This is a genomic window from Noviherbaspirillum aerium (genome assembly GCF_008929045.1).
GTDB classification, from domain to species: Bacteria; Pseudomonadota; Gammaproteobacteria; order Burkholderiales; family Burkholderiaceae_D; genus Noviherbaspirillum; species Noviherbaspirillum aerium.
Map to the genome: position 1 here is coordinate 26,730 of NZ_VFAH01000007.1, position 17,050 is coordinate 43,779.

Annotated in this window: 7 protein-coding genes; 3 read left to right on the forward strand and 4 right to left on the reverse strand. The window is 61.6% G+C overall.

Features of this window, described 5'->3' with window-relative positions:
• Positions 1-249: 249 nt before the first annotated feature.
• Positions 250-1,350: a GNAT family N-acetyltransferase gene (locus FH061_RS12145; protein ID WP_151636096.1), complete on the reverse strand. Its 1,101-nt coding sequence runs from the start codon at positions 1,348-1,350 to the stop codon at positions 250-252.
• A gap of 987 nt (positions 1,351-2,337) precedes the next feature.
• On the opposite strand from FH061_RS12145, the gene FH061_RS12150 reads away from it, so the two are divergent.
• Complete coding sequence (locus FH061_RS12150; protein WP_404822448.1) at positions 2,338-3,537, forward strand: MFS transporter; 1,200 nt, start codon at positions 2,338-2,340, stop codon at positions 3,535-3,537.
• A 179-nt stretch (positions 3,538-3,716) separates the two neighbouring features.
• Here the strand turns inward: FH061_RS12150 and FH061_RS12155 are convergent, their stop codons facing one another.
• Positions 3,717-5,420 (reverse strand): DUF4214 domain-containing protein, encoded by a 1,704-nt coding sequence (locus FH061_RS12155; RefSeq protein ID WP_192805034.1) that lies wholly within the window; start codon positions 5,418-5,420, stop codon positions 3,717-3,719.
• Between the two features lie 583 nt (positions 5,421-6,003).
• Here FH061_RS12155 and FH061_RS12160 point away from each other — a divergent pair.
• Positions 6,004-6,975, forward strand: coding sequence for a tripartite tricarboxylate transporter substrate binding protein BugD (locus FH061_RS12160; RefSeq protein ID WP_151636098.1), 972 nt, complete (start codon positions 6,004-6,006; stop codon positions 6,973-6,975).
• A gap of 271 nt (positions 6,976-7,246) precedes the next feature.
• Here the strand turns inward: FH061_RS12160 and FH061_RS12165 are convergent, their stop codons facing one another.
• Positions 7,247-8,095 (reverse strand): CheR family methyltransferase, encoded by an 849-nt coding sequence (locus tag FH061_RS12165; protein ID WP_151636099.1) that lies wholly within the window; start codon positions 8,093-8,095, stop codon positions 7,247-7,249.
• Entirely contained in the window at positions 8,080-14,928 is a 6,849-nt protein-coding gene (locus FH061_RS12170) for a HAMP domain-containing protein (RefSeq protein WP_151636100.1), read from the reverse strand. The genes FH061_RS12165 and FH061_RS12170 overlap by 16 nt, the downstream gene beginning before the upstream one ends.
• Before the next feature lie 328 nt (positions 14,929-15,256).
• Between FH061_RS12170 and FH061_RS12175 the strand changes: the two genes are divergently transcribed.
• Positions 15,257-16,888, forward strand: coding sequence for a response regulator (locus tag FH061_RS12175; RefSeq protein WP_151636101.1), 1,632 nt, complete (start codon positions 15,257-15,259; stop codon positions 16,886-16,888).
• Positions 16,889-17,050: the final 162 nt, after the last annotated feature.

The following is a 17,050-nucleotide window of genomic DNA, read 5'->3' on the forward strand; positions in this document are numbered from 1 at the left end:
CAAGCCTCCGCAGAGCACAACAGGTGACGCTCAACGAGGGCAAGTCAGGAGATAGCAGACGCCATGATTTCTCTGCCAACGCCGTTGGCCGGCTGCGTCCATACAGTGCTTCAGACAAAGGCAAAGAGTATGCCCAGCATGCCCGTATTGCGAAGGACCCGGAAGCGCAGCACAAAGCACCATCGCGGATTGGCTAATGAGTCCTAAGCGAACAGTTAATAACGTCCTTTGCCATACGCTTACAAGCGATTAACCGAACTGCCACTGCCCCGAGCTATCCTTCTGCCACTTGTCAGGCATGTTTTCCGGACGAAGGATCATATAGTCGACATAATCACCGTCCATATGTTGAAAGCCGAATTGCTTTTCATAGATTGCGGCCACGGTGTCGTTCTTTGGCATTAACGTTATGTTTCCAGACTGTCTTAACGCCTGGGACATATGCACGATACGTGTCAATAGGTTGGCGCCAACTCCGAAATACTCCGGGTGAGTGACCATCTGATTAATATGAAGATAAGGAGGATCATCGCCCTCTGTGGTGACCGTGGCAAGGCCAATCGGTTTGGTTCCCTTAAAACAGGTGAGAGAAACCTCGCTTTCGAGCGTTGGCGAACAGGTTTCCATCATTAGATCAAGCACGGCATGGGTATCCCCCAGCCGATTTCTCATGATGTCGTGTTCTGGCGTGCCTGGACCCGGCAAATCAGCTTGGAATGCATAAATGTCTTTTCGGAATGTTTCAATGTCTGTCAAGAACTCGTCAGCAGATCGTTTTCTCACATCAGCAACAATTTCCATTGGCAGACTTGCCGAACTGGGATTGGAATATGCGGCGATACCATCCGATGGCTCGCCAGATATTTCCCCTGGGGAGCGGGCAGTATCCGCGATTTGGTTCGAAGAGTGAGGAGCCACTTGGGCACCCGGCACTGGTCTTGGCCTCTTGGGTTGAGATGTTTCCGCTTCTGCAAAGAGGTGGTCAATTTCTGTGGATGTCTGCCGTTTATGAGCGGCTCTTCCAGTTGAATTGGGTAAAGGAGATTTCAGTAGTGAGCGAATCTGTACTTCGGCGCCTCTGTCTTTAGGTGACCGATTGGGTGGCGGTGAGGATGACGAGCCATCAAATGTCGGGGATGGAGCCGGCGTCGCAAAAGAATTGTTGCCTGGTTCAGCGGTGACCGAAGTCGCTGGCTCGGTCGACGCCCCTCCAGTAAAAAGCTTGGTATTCATATGGGGCGACATCTTGTTGGCCTTCCTTTCTATCCTGCGATTGTTTATGGACTTTGCCGAATGGATTTTTTCCTTGGGCGCATCGCGTATGTGGCAAATAATTAACGCTTGTTCCATGTGCGTCTCCGATTCGCCGCTCGTCACGCATTCGACAGGAACTGGATTGAGCTGCCGGGGAAGCTCTGCCGCGACTTGAAGATGGCATACGCGGTCACAGACATATCATTGCGACCTCGGCCGTTACGGGAGAAGCGCCGTGTGGCCGGGCCACACCAGCGACGACCAACGCCGCAATGCGCCCAGGGCAAGCCGAGGCGACCGACCATTTACCTGCAATCCGCTCTATCGGTGGTTTGTTGAACTGAGCAGATAAGGTATGAAATGAATGAACAGACCCCGCAGAATTAACATGTTTGCATAGGCAAGCGTGCATCTGAGAACAGAAATAAGCTGTGCTTTCCTCTTCATGGCTTCTGTTTTTTCTACTTCAACAAACCACCGCTATTAATCCGGCCCGAAAAACGGTTCATTTTTCGGGTCGCTGATCTTGCCCTCTACTTCTGGGAGAGGGCCGGGGTGAGGGTAGCCGGTCCAAGCTATTTTCGGGCCGGATCTATAGAGGCTGTGGCAGTTACCCGCTTGCAGGCAGCCGATGAAACGCAGGCTTCAGCGGACAAGAAGTGAAACTTGTCTGAGCCCGCAGGGCGAGTTTGTTTCACTTCCCGCTGCAGCCTGCGTTTCATCGGGAACCCCGAAGGGGCTGCATGCCTGCGGTCGCCTTTCTTTGCTTACTTTCTTTGCTTGCTTTCTTTGGGGAAGCAAAGAAAGTAAGCGGCTGCCGGGCCGCAACCGGCGAGCCACCACGGAGTCCCGAAAGCATTGCATCACCGAAGAGCCTTCAGCCAAGCCCGCGCCTCTGCCCGAAAAAGGAAAAGTGATAGCATGGCCGCCCTTTGCAGCGCTTTCGCCCTGATTCGCCTCCCGATGCGGAGGCGGATCGCCGCTGGGACCAGGCCGGTCAAGGCGAACCCGATCTATATTCTGCAGGCGCGCACGCCAAACGTGCCTGCGGCATCATTACTAACGCAGGAGCACCGAGCACCCATGCCTTCCCCCCAACGCGCCGCCGTTGCGGAATCCCCAGCCACCGCCATGCCCAAAGGCATGATCCCGCTGTTCGCCTTCTGCTGCGGCGCCATCGTCGCCAACCTCTACTACGCCCAACCCGTCATCAGCCTGATCGCTCCCGACATCGGCATGTCGCCCTTCCTGGCCAGCCTCATCGTGTCGCTGACGCAGATCGGCTATGCACTCGGCCTGTTCTTCCTGGTGCCGCTGGGCGACATTCTCGAAAACCGCCGTCTGATGATGGCCACCGTGGCGGTCTGCATACTGAGCCTGGCGGGCGCCGCGCTGGCGACGTCGTCGAATGCCTTCCTGCTGCTGTCGCTGCTGATCGGCTTCAGCTCGGTGGCGGTGCAGATCATCGTGCCGCTGGCGGCGCACCTGGCGCCGGCGGCTTCGCGCGGGCGGGTGGTGGGCGGCATCATGAGCGGGCTGCTGCTCGGCATCCTGCTGGCGCGCCCCCTCTCGAGTTTCATTGCCGGGCATTTCGGCTGGCGCGCGGTATTTGCCCTTGCCGCGGCGATGATGGCGGGCATCCTCGCCGTGTTCGCGGTGAAAATGCCTGTGCGCCAGCCGCAGCATCAGGCCGGCTACGGCGCACTGCTGCGCTCGCTCGGCGCGCTCATGCTGCGCTTCGGCGTGCTGCGGCAGCGGGCGCTGTACCAGGCTTGCATGTTTGCCTCGTTCAGCCTGTTCTGGACCGCGGCGCCGCTGGAGCTGACCCGGACCTATGGCTTCACGCAGGGCCAGATCGCGCTGTTCTGCCTGGCCGGCGCGGTCGGCGCCATCGCCGCGCCGATCGGCGGCCGGCTGGCCGACGCCGGCCATGCGCATGCCGCCACGCGCTGGGCGCTGGCGGGAGCCGCGTTCAGTTATGTTCCGGCAATGTTCGGCAATGCATGGGGATTCGTCGGACTGGCGCTCACCGGCATCCTGCTCGACTTCTGCGTGCAGATGAACATGGTGCTGGGGCAGCGCGACATCTACGCGCTGGATGCGGCCAGCCGCGGCAGGCTCAATGCGCTCTACATGACCAGCATCTTTGTCGGCGGCGCGGCGGGATCGAGCATGGCCAGCAGCCTGTACGGCCATGGCGGATGGATGTGGATCGCCCTCGTCGGCGCGGGCTTTCCGCTGCTGGCGCTGGTGCGGCGGCAGGCGGTTGCATCGAGGGGATAAGGGCTGGCAGGCGCGGGTGCTTGAACCCGGGAGGCGGGAGCGGATGGCTTGCCATGCGGCCCGGCGTTCCGGGCCGCATTAACGTATCACCGTATCAGCGCATTATGGGTCCGGCCCGAAAATGGGTTGGGCCGGATTCCCTCACCGCGGTCCTCTCCCTCTGGGAGAGGACCGCCGGCTCAATGTTGCAGCTGCCATCTGCGTGCCGGCATGGCGATGATCTCCGTGGCTCCCGGCTGCCCCGCGCCCACGTTGAAGGCGCTGATGCGAGCGTCGAGCGCACCGTTGGGCAGGAGGCGGGTATCGAAGTCCAGCCAGGCGCGCGTGCCGTCCGACGAGACATTGAACGTGCCCAGCCTCGGCGCATAGCCTGACGGCGGCAGCAATTCGACATTGACGATACCGCTGCCCGTCACTTCCAGCCGGGTGACGCCGGTGAGCACCGCGCCGGCAGGAGGCGCCACGGTCAGGTTGGCGGTGAAGGGCACCGGCGCCGGCGTGGTCGAGCCGTTGCCGATGTTCCAGCGCCGCGCCGGCATCGGAACGATTTCCACCGCGCCGGGCTGTCCCGCCGCCACATTGAACGCGCTGATGCGCACATCGACCGGACCGTTCGGCAGTGCCCGCGTATCGAAGTCCAGCCACGCATAGGTACGGTCGGCCGTGACGTTGAACACGCCAAGGCGCGGCGTATAGCCGGTGGCCGGCAGCAATTCGACATTGCCGATGCCGCTGCCCCGCACTTCAAGACGGGTCACACCGGCGACGGCGGCGCCATCGGCGGGTGCCGCGGAGACATTGGCGTTGAAAACAGCCGGCGCCGTACCGGCATTGCTGACCTGCCAGCGGCGCGCCGGCATCGCAATCACCTCGACCGCATCAGGCTGCCCGGCGGCAACGCTGAAGGCACTGATCCTGACATCCGCCGGACCGTTCTGCAATGTCGTGGTATCGAAGTCGAGCCAGGCCAGCGTGCGGTCGGGCGAAATGCTGAAGACGCCGAGACGCGGCGCATAGCCGTTGGGGGGCAGCAGTTCGGCATTGGCGATGCCGTTGCCGCGGATTTCCAGCCGCACCGTGCCGCTCACCGTCGCGCCGTTCTCGGGCGCCATGGTCACGCCCGCGGTAAAGGGCGGCTGCGGGGCAGGCTGATTCGGCTGCGGCTGCGGCGCCGTGCCGTAGGGCGTATACAGAATGCCGTTGCGGATATCGGGCAGCACGCGTCCGCGGTTCTCGGCGCTTTCGCTGAAGGCGGCCAGCACTTGCGCCGGCGTCAGCACGCCGCGGTCGAGCAGGTCGACCCAGTAGGCCAGGCCGGAGGCATCGGGTTCGCGCTGCAATGCATTGCGGTAATAGCGGGTCACCAGGTCGACATGGCTTGGTGAATTGCCGTAGATGGACTTGAATTCGGGAGACTGGTAGAAGTAGCTGGAAAGATCGCTGACGGTCGGCACCTGCTCCGAATCCATCATGGCGATCCAGTATCCAAGTCCGGTCAGGTCGGGCTTGCGGTTGAACGCCGCCTGGTAAAGGCGATAGACCTGGCCCGCGTTGCCGTCGAGATCGAGCGCGACGTTGCCATCCACGAACAGCAGGCGGGTATTGTGCGCCAGCGCATTGATGGTGGCTCCCTGCGCGGAGGTGATGGTCGCGCCGGTCGGCGTGCGGGTGATGGTATGGGTAGTATAGCTGCCGGGAATCACCAGGTTCTGTCCGGTGCAGCGCGGCTCGACGCTGCAGCTGTTGACCACCCGGCCATCCTCGAGATACAGGGTCGGCCGCAGCTGCGTGCTGCTCGCGCCGATATCGGCATCGCCACCGCCACAGGCCGCGAGCAGGAGTGCCAAGCTGGCCAACGGTATCGCCTTCAAATTTCTCAACATGGGAATGCTTCGCTCCATTCAGGTACCAGCGCATCCTTGTGGAGGTGATGGATGAAGCGGCACTGCAGCTGCAAGGTGCGTGCTGGCGTTGTTTATGTTATTGACTGGTGCGTGCGCCGCCGGGCATCGCGACATGACGATGCCCGGCGGCGCACGCACGCATCCCTCCAGCTAAGTTGGAGTTGACGATTGGTTCACGAGTTTTAACCGACTCTAAGTAAAGCTTGATGCTTCTCAAGTTTGTGATGCGAAGGGCTCGCTTAGGGCGTGTTCCCACTTCGTTCGGTAGAGGCGTTCGCATCAAAACGCGTGTTGACGGTGGCGCGTGGCGATGCCAAGGCTGGCCGCCTCGCTAGCCATGCAGTGCCGCCAGCGCGCGTTTAGGTGCGAACCCTTCGGGACGACCTGGTGCCTACCATGCAATTACGGTTTTCCACAGTTGCGCTTCCATGCGCGCTTGATAGTATTCGTGCACTAAACAGCAGTAGGCTGGAATGATGGCGAAACCCATCCTCCCGTTTGCCTGCCAAGGATGCCGCTGCCTGTCTATGTGTCTATAAAACATTAACGAGGAGCAAGTCACATGAAGATTCGCTATGTTGCAGCCGGTCTCGCCCTGGTCGCCAGCGCTGCCGTTCAGGCCCAGGCAAACTATCCTTCCAAGAACATCACGATGATCGTCCCCTTCGCGGCGGGCGGTCCCACCGATACGGTCGCGCGCCTGATCGCCCAGTCCATGGGCAAGACGCTCAACCAGACCGTCATCGTGGAAAATGTCGGCGGCGCCGGCGGCACCATCGGCGCGGCCCGCGTGGCCAAGGCCGATCCCGACGGCTACACCATCTTCCTGCATCACATCGGCCAGTCCACCGCTCCCTCGCTGTACCGCAAGCTGAGCTACAACGCCATCGACAGCTTCGAGCCGATCGGCCTGGTGACCGACGTGCCGATGACCTTCGTCGCACGCAAGGACTTCCCGGCGAAGGACTTCAAGGAGCTGGTTTCGTATGTGAAGGCCAACAAGGCCAAGGTCACCTATGCCAACGCCGGCGTCGGCTCGGCATCGCACCTGTGCGGCATGCTGTTCATGTCGGCCATCGAGACCGAACTGACCACCGTGCCGTACAAGGGCACCGGTCCGGCGATGAATGACCTGCTCGGCGGCCAGGTCGACATCATGTGCGACCAGACCACCAACACCACCAGCCACATCAAGGGCGGCAAGATCAAGGCTTACGCCGCGACGACGAAGACCCGCGTGCCTTCCCTGCCGGATATCCCGACCACGACGGAGGCCGGCCTGCCGAACTTCCAGGTTGCGGTGTGGCATGGCCTGTATGCGCCGAAGAATACGCCGAAACCGGTGGTCGACAAGCTCGCCGGCGCGCTGCAAACCGCATTGAAGGATGCGACCGTCAAGCAGCGCTTCGCCGACCTGGGCACCGAGCCTGTCGCGGACAACCGCGCTACGCCGGAAGCACTGCGCACTTTCCTCAAGTCGGAGATCGACAAGTGGAGCCCGATCATCAAGAAGGCGGGCGTCTACGCGGATTAAGGATCGGCAAGGCGGTACGGATGTGAATCCGGAGCGAGGATCGGAGGCGAACAGGAATAGCTGGGCCTTCCGTGATCTTGGCGCCGCCCCTCACCCCCTGCCCCTCTCCCGGCTGCGGGAGAGGGGTTAATTTTTTATCGAGTCCGGTACCGCCTTGGCGGATGCAGTTCAGCGCATCCAATCCATGCAATAAAAAGCGGAGCCAATGGCTCCGCTTTTTATTGCATGGAGGCGTCGCCGGACATAGTCCAGCGGCCAGCTACCAAACCCGTCAAACCATTCTCCGATACAGTCCCCGGCATTCCGCCGCCCGGTATTTCGCCAGCAGCGGATAGGCTTCCGCATCGTTCTCCACCGGCACATTGAGTATGCCGAAGCGGGACAGGCTGTCGTTGAACAGATTCAGGATGCGCCTGCGCATCATCGGATTGAAGTCGCGGAAGCTCTTGCGGCAAGAGATCAGCTGGAATTCATTGAAAGAGCTATCGGTTCCCAGGTGGTACTGCGCCCAGATGATGCGCGAGCGCAGCGCTTCGGAAAACACGGCCTGCCCGTCGCGTTCGCCGAGGTAATGCCGCAATGAGCGCATGCCGCCGGCGCGGCGGTAACTCTCTTCGTAATGGGCCAGCCGTTCCAGCGGGAATGCGCCCTGCCTGATTTCCTGCAGCAGCAGGTCGTTCGAACAGGTGGCGAATATCAGCGTGCGTTCATGCAGCTCCGCTTCCATCAGCAGGATGGCGAAGGCGAAGACGTCTTCCGCGCACAGGCACTCCGCCAGCCATACCTTCGGCGCGGGGAAACTGCCGAGCGAAGAACCGATCATGCCGCGCAAGGCGCTGAATTCGGCGGCATCGTCGAACAATGCGCACTCATGCACCACCAGCGCGCGGCACAACGCATCGGCGGCAGCCCCGTCATGCAGGACCAGCGACAGCAGCGACGATACGGTCTTGATGCCGCGGTCCGCCATGAAGGCGAAGATCCTGCTCCGCAGCGAACGGCGCTCGTAGCTGCGGAAATCGGCTTCATACAGCTGGAACAGGCCTTCCAGAAGCAAGTCGATTTCCAGCGTTTCGCGGCGCTGTTCTTCTTCCGTCATGCCGCTCATCGGAACAGCCATACCCGCATCAGCGACAGCAGCTGCGGCACATCCACCGGCTTCGTAATATAGTCCGACGCACCCGCGGCCAGGCACTTGTCGCGGTCGCCCTTCATCGCCTTCGCCGTCAGGGTAATGATCGGCAGCGACTTGAAGCGCTCGTTCTGGCGGATGGCGCGCATGGTGTCGTAGCCGTCCATTTCCGGCATCATGATGTCCATCAGCACGATCTCGATGGAAGGATCCTTCTCCAGCAGTTCGATGCCGTCCCTGCCGTTCTCCGCAAAGGACACCACCATGTCGTGCCGCTCGAGCACGGTGGTCAACGCAAAGATGTTGCGCAAGTCGTCATCGACGACCAGCACCTTGCGCCCCGCCAGACCGCTGCCGGCCATATCGACTTCTTCCAGCATGCGGCGCTGCGCTTCCGGCAGGCTCGACGGCGAACGGTGCAGGAACAGCGCCGTCTCGTGGACCAGGCGCTCCGGCGAGCGCACGTCCTTGATGACGATGGTCTTGGCCACCGACGACAGCTTGGTGATCTCCTGGCGGTTAAGTTCCTTCGCGGTGTAAACCACCACCGGCAGGTCGCGCAGGCGGGCATCCTTGCTCAGGCGGTCGAGCAGTTCGAAGCCGTCGATATCGGGCAGGGTCAGATCCAGGATCATGCAGTCGAAGTGGTTCGCCTTGAGCGCATCCAGCGCCTGCTGGCCGCTATCCACCGCGGTGATGGCCACGTCCGTGTCGCCGACCAGGGACAGGATCTGGTCGCGCTGCATCTGGTTGTCCTCGACGACAAGCAGGCTGCGCTTGCCGCGATTGAGGTAGTGCTGGATGCGCACGAACTCTTCTTCCAGCCGTTCGGCGGTGATGGGCTTGGTCAGATAGGAAATGGCGCCCTGACGCAATCCGCGCTCCCTTTCATAGGTGCTTGACAGGATGTGCACCGGGATATGGCGCGTGCTCGGATCGCGCTTGAGGCGGTCCAGCACGGTGAATCCGTCGATGCCCGGCAGATCGATGTCGAGGAAAATGGCGGTCGGCAGGTAGTCGCGCGCCAGCGTCAGCGCGGAGTCGCCGTTGGCGGTCACGATGCCCTTGAAATTCTTTTCCCGCGCCGCGTTCAGCAGAATCTTCGAGAACGACTGGTCGTCCTCGACGATCAGGATTGCCGGATCGCCGGACGCAATCAGATTGCGGTCGTCGGTGCCGGTTTCCTGGTCGACGATGACCGTGACAGCGGTCCTGGCCACGGGCGCGGCTGACTCCGTCAACGACATTCCATGCCCGTCGGCGGCGCCCGTCATCGCGGGCGATGGCAGTGAAGGCGGAGCGATTGCCGGCATCACGGTTTGCGTCACCGCGCTGTAATTGACAAAGCCGCTCCTGTTGTACGGCAGGTAGAGCGTAAACGTGCTGCCGACGCCCACGGTGCTCGTCACCCGGATCTCGCCGCCGAGCAGGCGGGCGAGTTCGCGGCTGATCGACAGGCCGAGGCCGGTGCCGCCGTAGCGGCGCGCGGTACTGCCGTCGGCTTGCTGGAAGGCTTCGAAAATCAGCTGCAGCTTGTCAGAGGCAATACCGACCCCGGTATCCGTCACGGAGAAGGCCAGCACCGCATCGGCATTGCGCAGGTTCGGATGATCGGTGTTCCAGCCGGTAGCGGCAAGGCTGATCTGCAATTCGACCTTGCCGTGCGGCGTAAACTTGAACGCATTCGACAGCAGGTTCTTCAGGATCTGCTGCAGGCGGGTGGTGTCGATCACCATCGCTTCCGGCAGCGACTCGCCGAGGCCGATTTCGAAGCTGATGTTCTTCGCTTCGGCCATGTGGCGGAAGGTGCGGTCGAGGTAGCTGGTCAGCACCGAGAAGCGGTATTCGCTGACTTCCAGCGTCACGGTACCCGACTCGATCTTCGACAGGTCGAGAATGTCGTTGATCAGCGTCAGCAGGTCGCTGCCGGAACCGTAGATGGTTTTCGCGTATTCGACCTGGTTCGGCGACAGGTTGCCGCTCGGGTTGTCTCCCAGCTGCTGCGCAAGCAGCAGCAAGCTGTTCAAGGGCGTGCGCAGCTCGTGCGACATGTTGGCCAGGAATTCGGACTTGTATTTGGAGGACAGCGCAAGCTGGGTCGCCTTTTCTTCCAGCGCGAACTTCGCCTGTTCCACCTCCTGGTTTTTCCTTTCCACCTCGCTGTTCCGTTCGGATAGCAGGCGCGCCTTTTCCGCCAGCTCCTGGTTGGTCTGCTGCAATTCCTGCGCGAGGCGCTGCGACTGGGTCAGCAGGCTCTCGGTACGGCTGTTGGTTTCGATGGTGTTCAACACCACGCCGATCGATTCCATCAGCTGGTCGAGGAAGTCGATATGGGTCGGCGTGAAGCGGTCGAGCGACGCGATTTCAATCACCGCCTTGACTTCCTGCTCGAACAGTATCGGCAGCACCACGATATTGGTCGGCGGCGCCGCGCCCAGTCCGGAGGAGACCTGGATGTAGTCGCGCGGCACGTTGGTCAGCCAGACACGGGTCTTCTCGACCGCGCACTGTCCGACCAGGCCTTCGCCCGGCCCGAAGGATTGCGGCAGCTTCTTGTTGGAACGATAGCCGTAGCTGGCAATCATGTTGAGGCGCGAAGTCATGTTCTGCGAATCCATCATGTAGAACACGCCATGATGGGCCACCACCAGCGGCGCGAGCTCGGACAGGATCAGCTTGCCGACCTCTTCCAGGTCGCGCTGGCCTTGCAGCAGGCGGGTGAAGCGCGCCAGGTTGGTCTTCAGCCAGTCCTGCTCCGCATTCTTCTGCGTGGTTTCCTTCAGGTTGCGGATCATCTCGTTGATGTTGTCCTTCAGGTCGGACACCTCGCCGCTGGCTTCGACCTGGATCGAACGCGACAAGTCGCCCGCCGTCACCGCGGTCGCCACCTCGGCAATCGAGCGCACCTGCGTACTCAGGTTGGCCGCCAGCTGGTTCACGTTTTCCGTCAGCGCTTTCCAGGTACCGGAAGCACCCGGCACCGAAGCCTGTCCGCCCAGCTTGCCTTCCACGCCGACCTCGCGCGCCACCGTCGTCACCTGGTCGGCGAACACCGCGAGCGTGTCGGTCATCTCGTTGATGGTATTGGCCAGCGATGCGATCTCGCCCTGCGCCGCCACGGTCAGCTTCTTCTTCAGGTCGCCGTTCGCCACCGCGGTCACCACGCCGGCGATGCCGCGCACCTGCTCCGTCAGGTTGGCCGCCATGAAGTTGACGTTCTCCGTCAAGTCCTTCCACGTGCCGCCGACGCCCTGCACCTGTGCCTGTCCGCCGAGCTTGCCTTCGGTACCGACTTCACGCGCCACGCGGGTCACCTCGGACGCAAACGACGACAACTGGTCGACCATGGTGTTGATGGTGTTCTTCAGTTCGAGAATCTCGCCCTTGACGTCCACGGTGATCTTCTTGGACAGGTCGCCGCGCGCCACCGCCGTCGTCACTTCCGCGATGTTACGCACCTGGCCCGTCAGGTTCGACGCCATGAAGTTGACGTTGTCGGTCAAGTCCTTCCAGGTGCCGGACGCGCCCGGCACGTTCGCCTGGCCGCCGAGACGGCCTTCGGTACCCACCTCGCGCGCCACCCGCGTCACTTCCGATGCGAAAGAGCGCAGCTGGTCCACCATGGTGTTGATCGTGTCTTTCAGCTGCAGGATTTCGCCGCGCACGTCCACCGTGATTTTCTTGGACAAGTCGCCGTTGGCCACCGCCGTGGTCACGTCGGCGATGTTACGCACCTGCGACGTCAGGTTACCCGCCATCGAGTTCACCGAGTCGGTCAAGTCCTTCCAGGTGCCTGCGACGCCCGGCACGTTGGCCTGGCCGCCCAGCTTGCCCTCGGTACCCACTTCCCGCGCCACCCGCGTCACTTCGGATGCGAATGATGACAGCTGGTCCACCATCACGTTGATGGTGTCTTTCAATTCGAGAATCTCGCCCTTCACGTCCGCGGTGATTTTCTTCGACAGGTCGCCGTTCGCCACCGCCGTCGTCACTTCCGCGATGTTTCGCACCTGGCCAGTGAGGTTCGACGCCATGAAGTTCACGTTGTCGGTCAAGTCCTTCCAGGTGCCGGCCACGCCCTTCACCTGCGCCTGGCCGCCCAGCTTGCCTTCGGTGCCGACTTCACGCGCCACCCGCGTCACCTCCGACGCAAATGATGAGAGCTGATCCACCATCACGTTGATGGTGTTCTTCAACTGCAGAATCTCGCCCTTCGCATCGGCGGTAATCTTCTTCGACAGGTCGCCGTTCGCCACCGCCGTCGTCACTTCCGCAATGTTACGCACCTGGCCGGTCAGGTTACCCGCCATGGAGTTCACCGAGTCGGTCAAGTCCTTCCAGGTACCCGCCACGCCCGGCACGTTCGCCTGGCCGCCGAGTTCGCCCTGCGTACCCACTTCCCGCGCCACCCGCGTCACTTCGGAAGCGAAGGAACGCAGCTGGTCCACCATGGTATTGATCGTGTCTTTCAGCTGCAGAATTTCGCCGCGAACGTCCACGGTAATTTTCTTGGACAAGTCACCGTTGGCCACCGCGGTGGTCACGTCGGCGATGTTACGCACCTGCGATGTCAGGTTACCCGCCATCGAGTTCACCGAGTCGGTCAAGTCCTTCCAGGTGCCGCCGACGCCCTTCACTTCCGCCTGGCCGCCGAGCTTGCCTTCGGTACCCACCTCTCGCGCAACACGCGTCACCTCGGAAGCAAACGATGACAACTGGTCCACCATCACGTTGATGGTGTCCTTGAGCTGCAGAATCTCGCCCTTCGCATCGGCGGTAATCTTCTTCGACAAGTCGCCGTTCGCCACCGCCGTCGTCACTTCCGCAATGTTTCGAACCTGGCCGGTCAGGTTCGACGCCATCGAGTTGACCGAGTCGGTCAAGTCCTTCCAGGTACCCGCCACGCCCGACACTTCCGCCTGGCCGCCCAGCTTGCCTTCGGTACCCACTTCACGTGCAACACGCGTCACTTCCGACGCAAATGATGACAACTGGTCCACCATCACGTTGATGGTGTTCTTCAACTGCAGAATCTCGCCCTTCGCATCGGCGGTAATCTTCTTGGACAGGTCGCCGTTCGCCACCGCCGTCGTCACTTCCGCAATGTTACGCACCTGGCCCGTCAGGTTGGACGCCATCCAGTTCACCGAGTCGGTCAAGTCCTTCCAGGTACCCGCGACACCGGACACTTCCGCCTGGCCGCCGAGCTTGCCTTCGGTACCCACCTCTCGCGCCACCCGGGTCACCTCGGAAGCAAACGATGACAGCTGGTCCACCATCACGTTGATGGTGTCTTTCAATTCGAGAATCTCGCCCTTGACGTCGACCGTGATCTTTTTCGACAGGTTGCCGTTCGCTACCGCCGTGGTCACTTCCGCAATGTTTCGCACCTGGTCGGTCAGGTTCGATGCCATGAAGTTCACGTTGTCGGTCAAGTCCTTCCAGGTGCCGCCCACGCCTTTCACCAGGGCCTGGCCGCCGAGCTTGCCTTCGGTGCCTACCTCTCGCGCCACCCGCGTCACTTCGGATGCAAACGAGGACAGCTGGTCCACCATCACGTTGATGGTGTTCTTCAACTGCAGAATCTCGCCCTTCGCATCGGCGGTAATCTTCTTGGACAGGTCGCCGTTCGCCACCGCCGTGGTCACTTCCGCAATGTTACGCACCTGGCCGGTGAGGTTACCCGCCATGGAGTTGACCGAGTCGGTCAAATCCTTCCAGGTACCCGCGACACCGGACACTTCCGCCTGGCCGCCGAGCTTGCCCTCCGTACCCACCTCTCGCGCCACACGCGTCACTTCGGAAGCGAATGATGACAACTGGTCCACCATTACGTTGATGGTATCTTTCAATTCGAGAATCTCGCCCTTGACGTCCACCGTGATCTTCTTGGACAGGTCGCCGTTCGCCACCGCCGTGGTCACTTCCGCAATGTTACGCACCTGGCCGGTCAGGTTGGACGCCATGAAGTTCACGTTGTCAGTCAGATCCTTCCAGGTGCCGCCCACGCCCGGCACGTAAGCCTGGCCGCCGAGCTTGCCCTCGGTACCCACTTCCCGCGCCACCCGCGTCACTTCGGAAGCGAAGGAGCGCAGCTGGTCCACCATGGTGTTGATCGTGTCTTTCAGCTGCAGGATCTCGCCGCGCACGTCCACCGTGATCTTCCTCGACAAGTCGCCGTTGGCCACCGCCGTGGTCACGTCGGCAATGTTACGCACCTGCGACGTCAGGTTACCCGCCATCGAGTTTACCGAGTCGGTCAGGTCCTTCCAGGTGCCGGCCACGCCCGGCACGTTGGCCTGGCCGCCCAGCTTGCCCTCCGTACCCACTTCACGCGCCACCCGCGTCACCTCGGAAGCAAACGATGACAGCTGCGCCACCATGGTGTTCGCCGTCGTTGCCGACCGCAGGAACTGTCCCTTCAGCGGCCGCCCGTCGACATCGAGCATCATCGTCTGCGACAGGTCGCCCTTCGCCACGGCACCGATGACCCGCGCCATTTCCGTGGTAGGCCTGACCAGATCGTCAATCAGCGTGTTGACCGAATTGACAATGGTCGCCCAGCGACCGCCGGTCGGCGAGGCGGGACAGCGCTGCGACAGGCGTCCGTCCCGTCCCACCACGCGGCTGACGTTGACGATGCTGTTGGCCATGGCATCGCTGCTTTCCATGATCTCATTGAGCGTATCGGCAATCTTCCCGTCGAGGCCCGTCAGGTCGGACGGCATGCGGACGGAGAAGTCGCCCTTCTTCAATGCCATCAAGGCCGCCAGCAATTGACGGGAGTCCAGGGTCTGTTGCAGATCGGTAATGGTGTTCATGATTGAATTTGCCGATTAGAATTGGGTTGCGCTATTCTGGGTGCTGTCATTCATCACCGCAAGTACTACAACAGGTGTTTGTACAGGATGTACAGGAGACAGCTTGAATGATTACCATGAGTGACGAAAGAGCGCACATGCATTAGAATGCGAAGCCTTTCCGGCATACAACTAACGCGCAATTCTCTTGTGCAACATGCGCAGCATCTGCTTCAAACAGCGTCACCGTATAAAAGCGTTATTCAAGTTCGACGAACCTGCCTTCGCCCTGGCATGGCCCTGACATGCTACCGCCTGGGATTTATCAGCTCACTTAGCGAAACCGCCCGTGTCCAACGCAAGCCTCCCAAAAATCCTCGTCGTCAATGACGACCCAGGTAGCCTGATCGGACTGGTCGGCTTGCTTTCCCAGTGGACGGAAGAATTGTCCTTTGAAGTGGTGTCCGCGCGCTCCGGCGAGGAGGCGCTGCGCCATGTCCTGAAAAACGACTTCGCCGTCATCCTGCTGGATGTCAACATGCCCGGAATGAACGGATTCGAAGCCGCGGATGCCATCCATTCCCGCAAGGCGTCGGCGTCGACGCCGATCATTTTCGTAACGGCCTATCTGGCCGATGAAATGAACCGGCTCAAGGGTTATGAGCAGGGGGCAGCGGATTACCTGTTCACTCCCATCATTCCCCAGGTGCTCAAGGCGAAGCTGTCGGTCTTCGTCGCGCTGGCCCGGCAAAAGCTGACGCTCAAGCACCAGGCGGATGTCCTGGACCAGCGCGCCCAGGAACTCACGGCCATCAACAGCCGCCTGGAAGCGGAAATCGGCAAACGCAAGATCGCAGAGGAAAAGACGAAATCCGCGGAAGAGTTCCTGGCCATGCTCGGCCATGAGCTTCGCAACCCGCTGGCCGCCGTCAGCACCGCCGCCACCCTGCTCGGCTTCGACGGCGTCAGCGCGCAGCAGACGGCCAATGCGCTCAAGATCATCCAGCGCCAGACCGGCCAGCTCACGCGCATCGTCGAGGACCTGCTCGATCTGGGCCGGGTCATGGCGGGAAAGATCATCCTGTCGCGGCGGCCGGTCGATCTGTCGCAGCTGGTGCAAACCTGCGTGGAAACCCTGGCGTCATCCGGGCGCACCCACCAGCATGTGCTGAATGTGCAGGTCGAGACGGGCATGATTGACGCCGACCCGTCCAGGATGGAACAGATCGTCACCAACCTGCTGGACAATGCATTGAAGTACACGCCGGCGGGCGGCCATATCGCGGTCGAGGTGAAGCAGGATGCCGGCGACGTGATTCTTTCGGTACGCGACTCGGGCATCGGCATGTCGGCCGAACTGCTGTCGCAAATTTTCAATATCTTCGTCCAGGGCGAACAGCCGCTGGACCGGCCGCAAGGCGGCCTCGGCATCGGCCTGGCGCTGGTGCGCCAGCTGGTCACGCTGCATGGCGGCACCGTCACGGCGGACAGCAACAACAAGGACAAGGGCAGCGTCTTCGTGGTTCGCCTGCCGGGCATCGTCGCCCCGGCCGCCCTCAACTCCAGCCCGGCGGCGGTTGAAGCCGCCCCGCTGAACGCTGGCCGCATCGTCCTCATCGACGACAATGACGACAGCCGCGAGATCACCGCGATCCTGCTGGCATCGCTCGGACATCAGGTCTTTACCGCGCCCGACGGCATTTCAGGCATTCAGACCGCGTTCGCCGAAACGCCCTCCGTCGCCCTCATCGATATCGGCCTGCCGGGCATCGACGGCTATGAAGTCGCGCGCCGGCTGCGCGCGGATAGCCGCACCTCGCATATCAAGCTGATTGCCGTAACCGGGTATGGCTCGGACGATGCCAGCAAGCAGGCACTCCATGCCGGCTTTGATCTGCATCTCGTCAAGCCGGTGCCGATGGAGCGCCTGACCGAAGCCATCAATACCTTCCTGGACAAGACTCCGGCCCGGTTCGGCTGAGGTCGGCTGAAATTCCCGACGGCCAGCTTCGCCGTCCGGTGCGCGGCTAGGCTGTGTTTGATAGCGTTGCGAGCGGTTCGGATTGGCGCCGGGGAGCGCAGGCGCCAATCCGGATCGCGCAGCAGCTTATCAGACACAGCCTAGTGGTGCGAGTTAAAAATT

What these genes read in the sequence shown, in the direction of transcription:
- FH061_RS12145 (WP_151636096.1), bottom strand. Translation starts at nt 1,350, where the DNA reads ATGGAACAAGCGTTAATTATTTGCCACATACGCGATGCGCCCAAGGAA.
- FH061_RS12150 (WP_404822448.1), top strand. Translation starts at nt 2,338, where the DNA reads ATGCCTTCCCCCCAACGCGCCGCCGTTGCGGAATCCCCAGCCACCGCC.
- FH061_RS12155 (WP_192805034.1), bottom strand. Translation starts at nt 5,420, where the DNA reads ATGTTGAGAAATTTGAAGGCGATACCGTTGGCCAGCTTGGCACTCCTG.
- FH061_RS12160 (WP_151636098.1), top strand. Translation starts at nt 6,004, where the DNA reads ATGAAGATTCGCTATGTTGCAGCCGGTCTCGCCCTGGTCGCCAGCGCT.
- FH061_RS12165 (WP_151636099.1), bottom strand. Translation starts at nt 8,095, where the DNA reads ATGGCTGTTCCGATGAGCGGCATGACGGAAGAAGAACAGCGCCGCGAA.
- FH061_RS12170 (WP_151636100.1), bottom strand. Translation starts at nt 14,928, where the DNA reads ATGAACACCATTACCGATCTGCAACAGACCCTGGACTCCCGTCAATTG.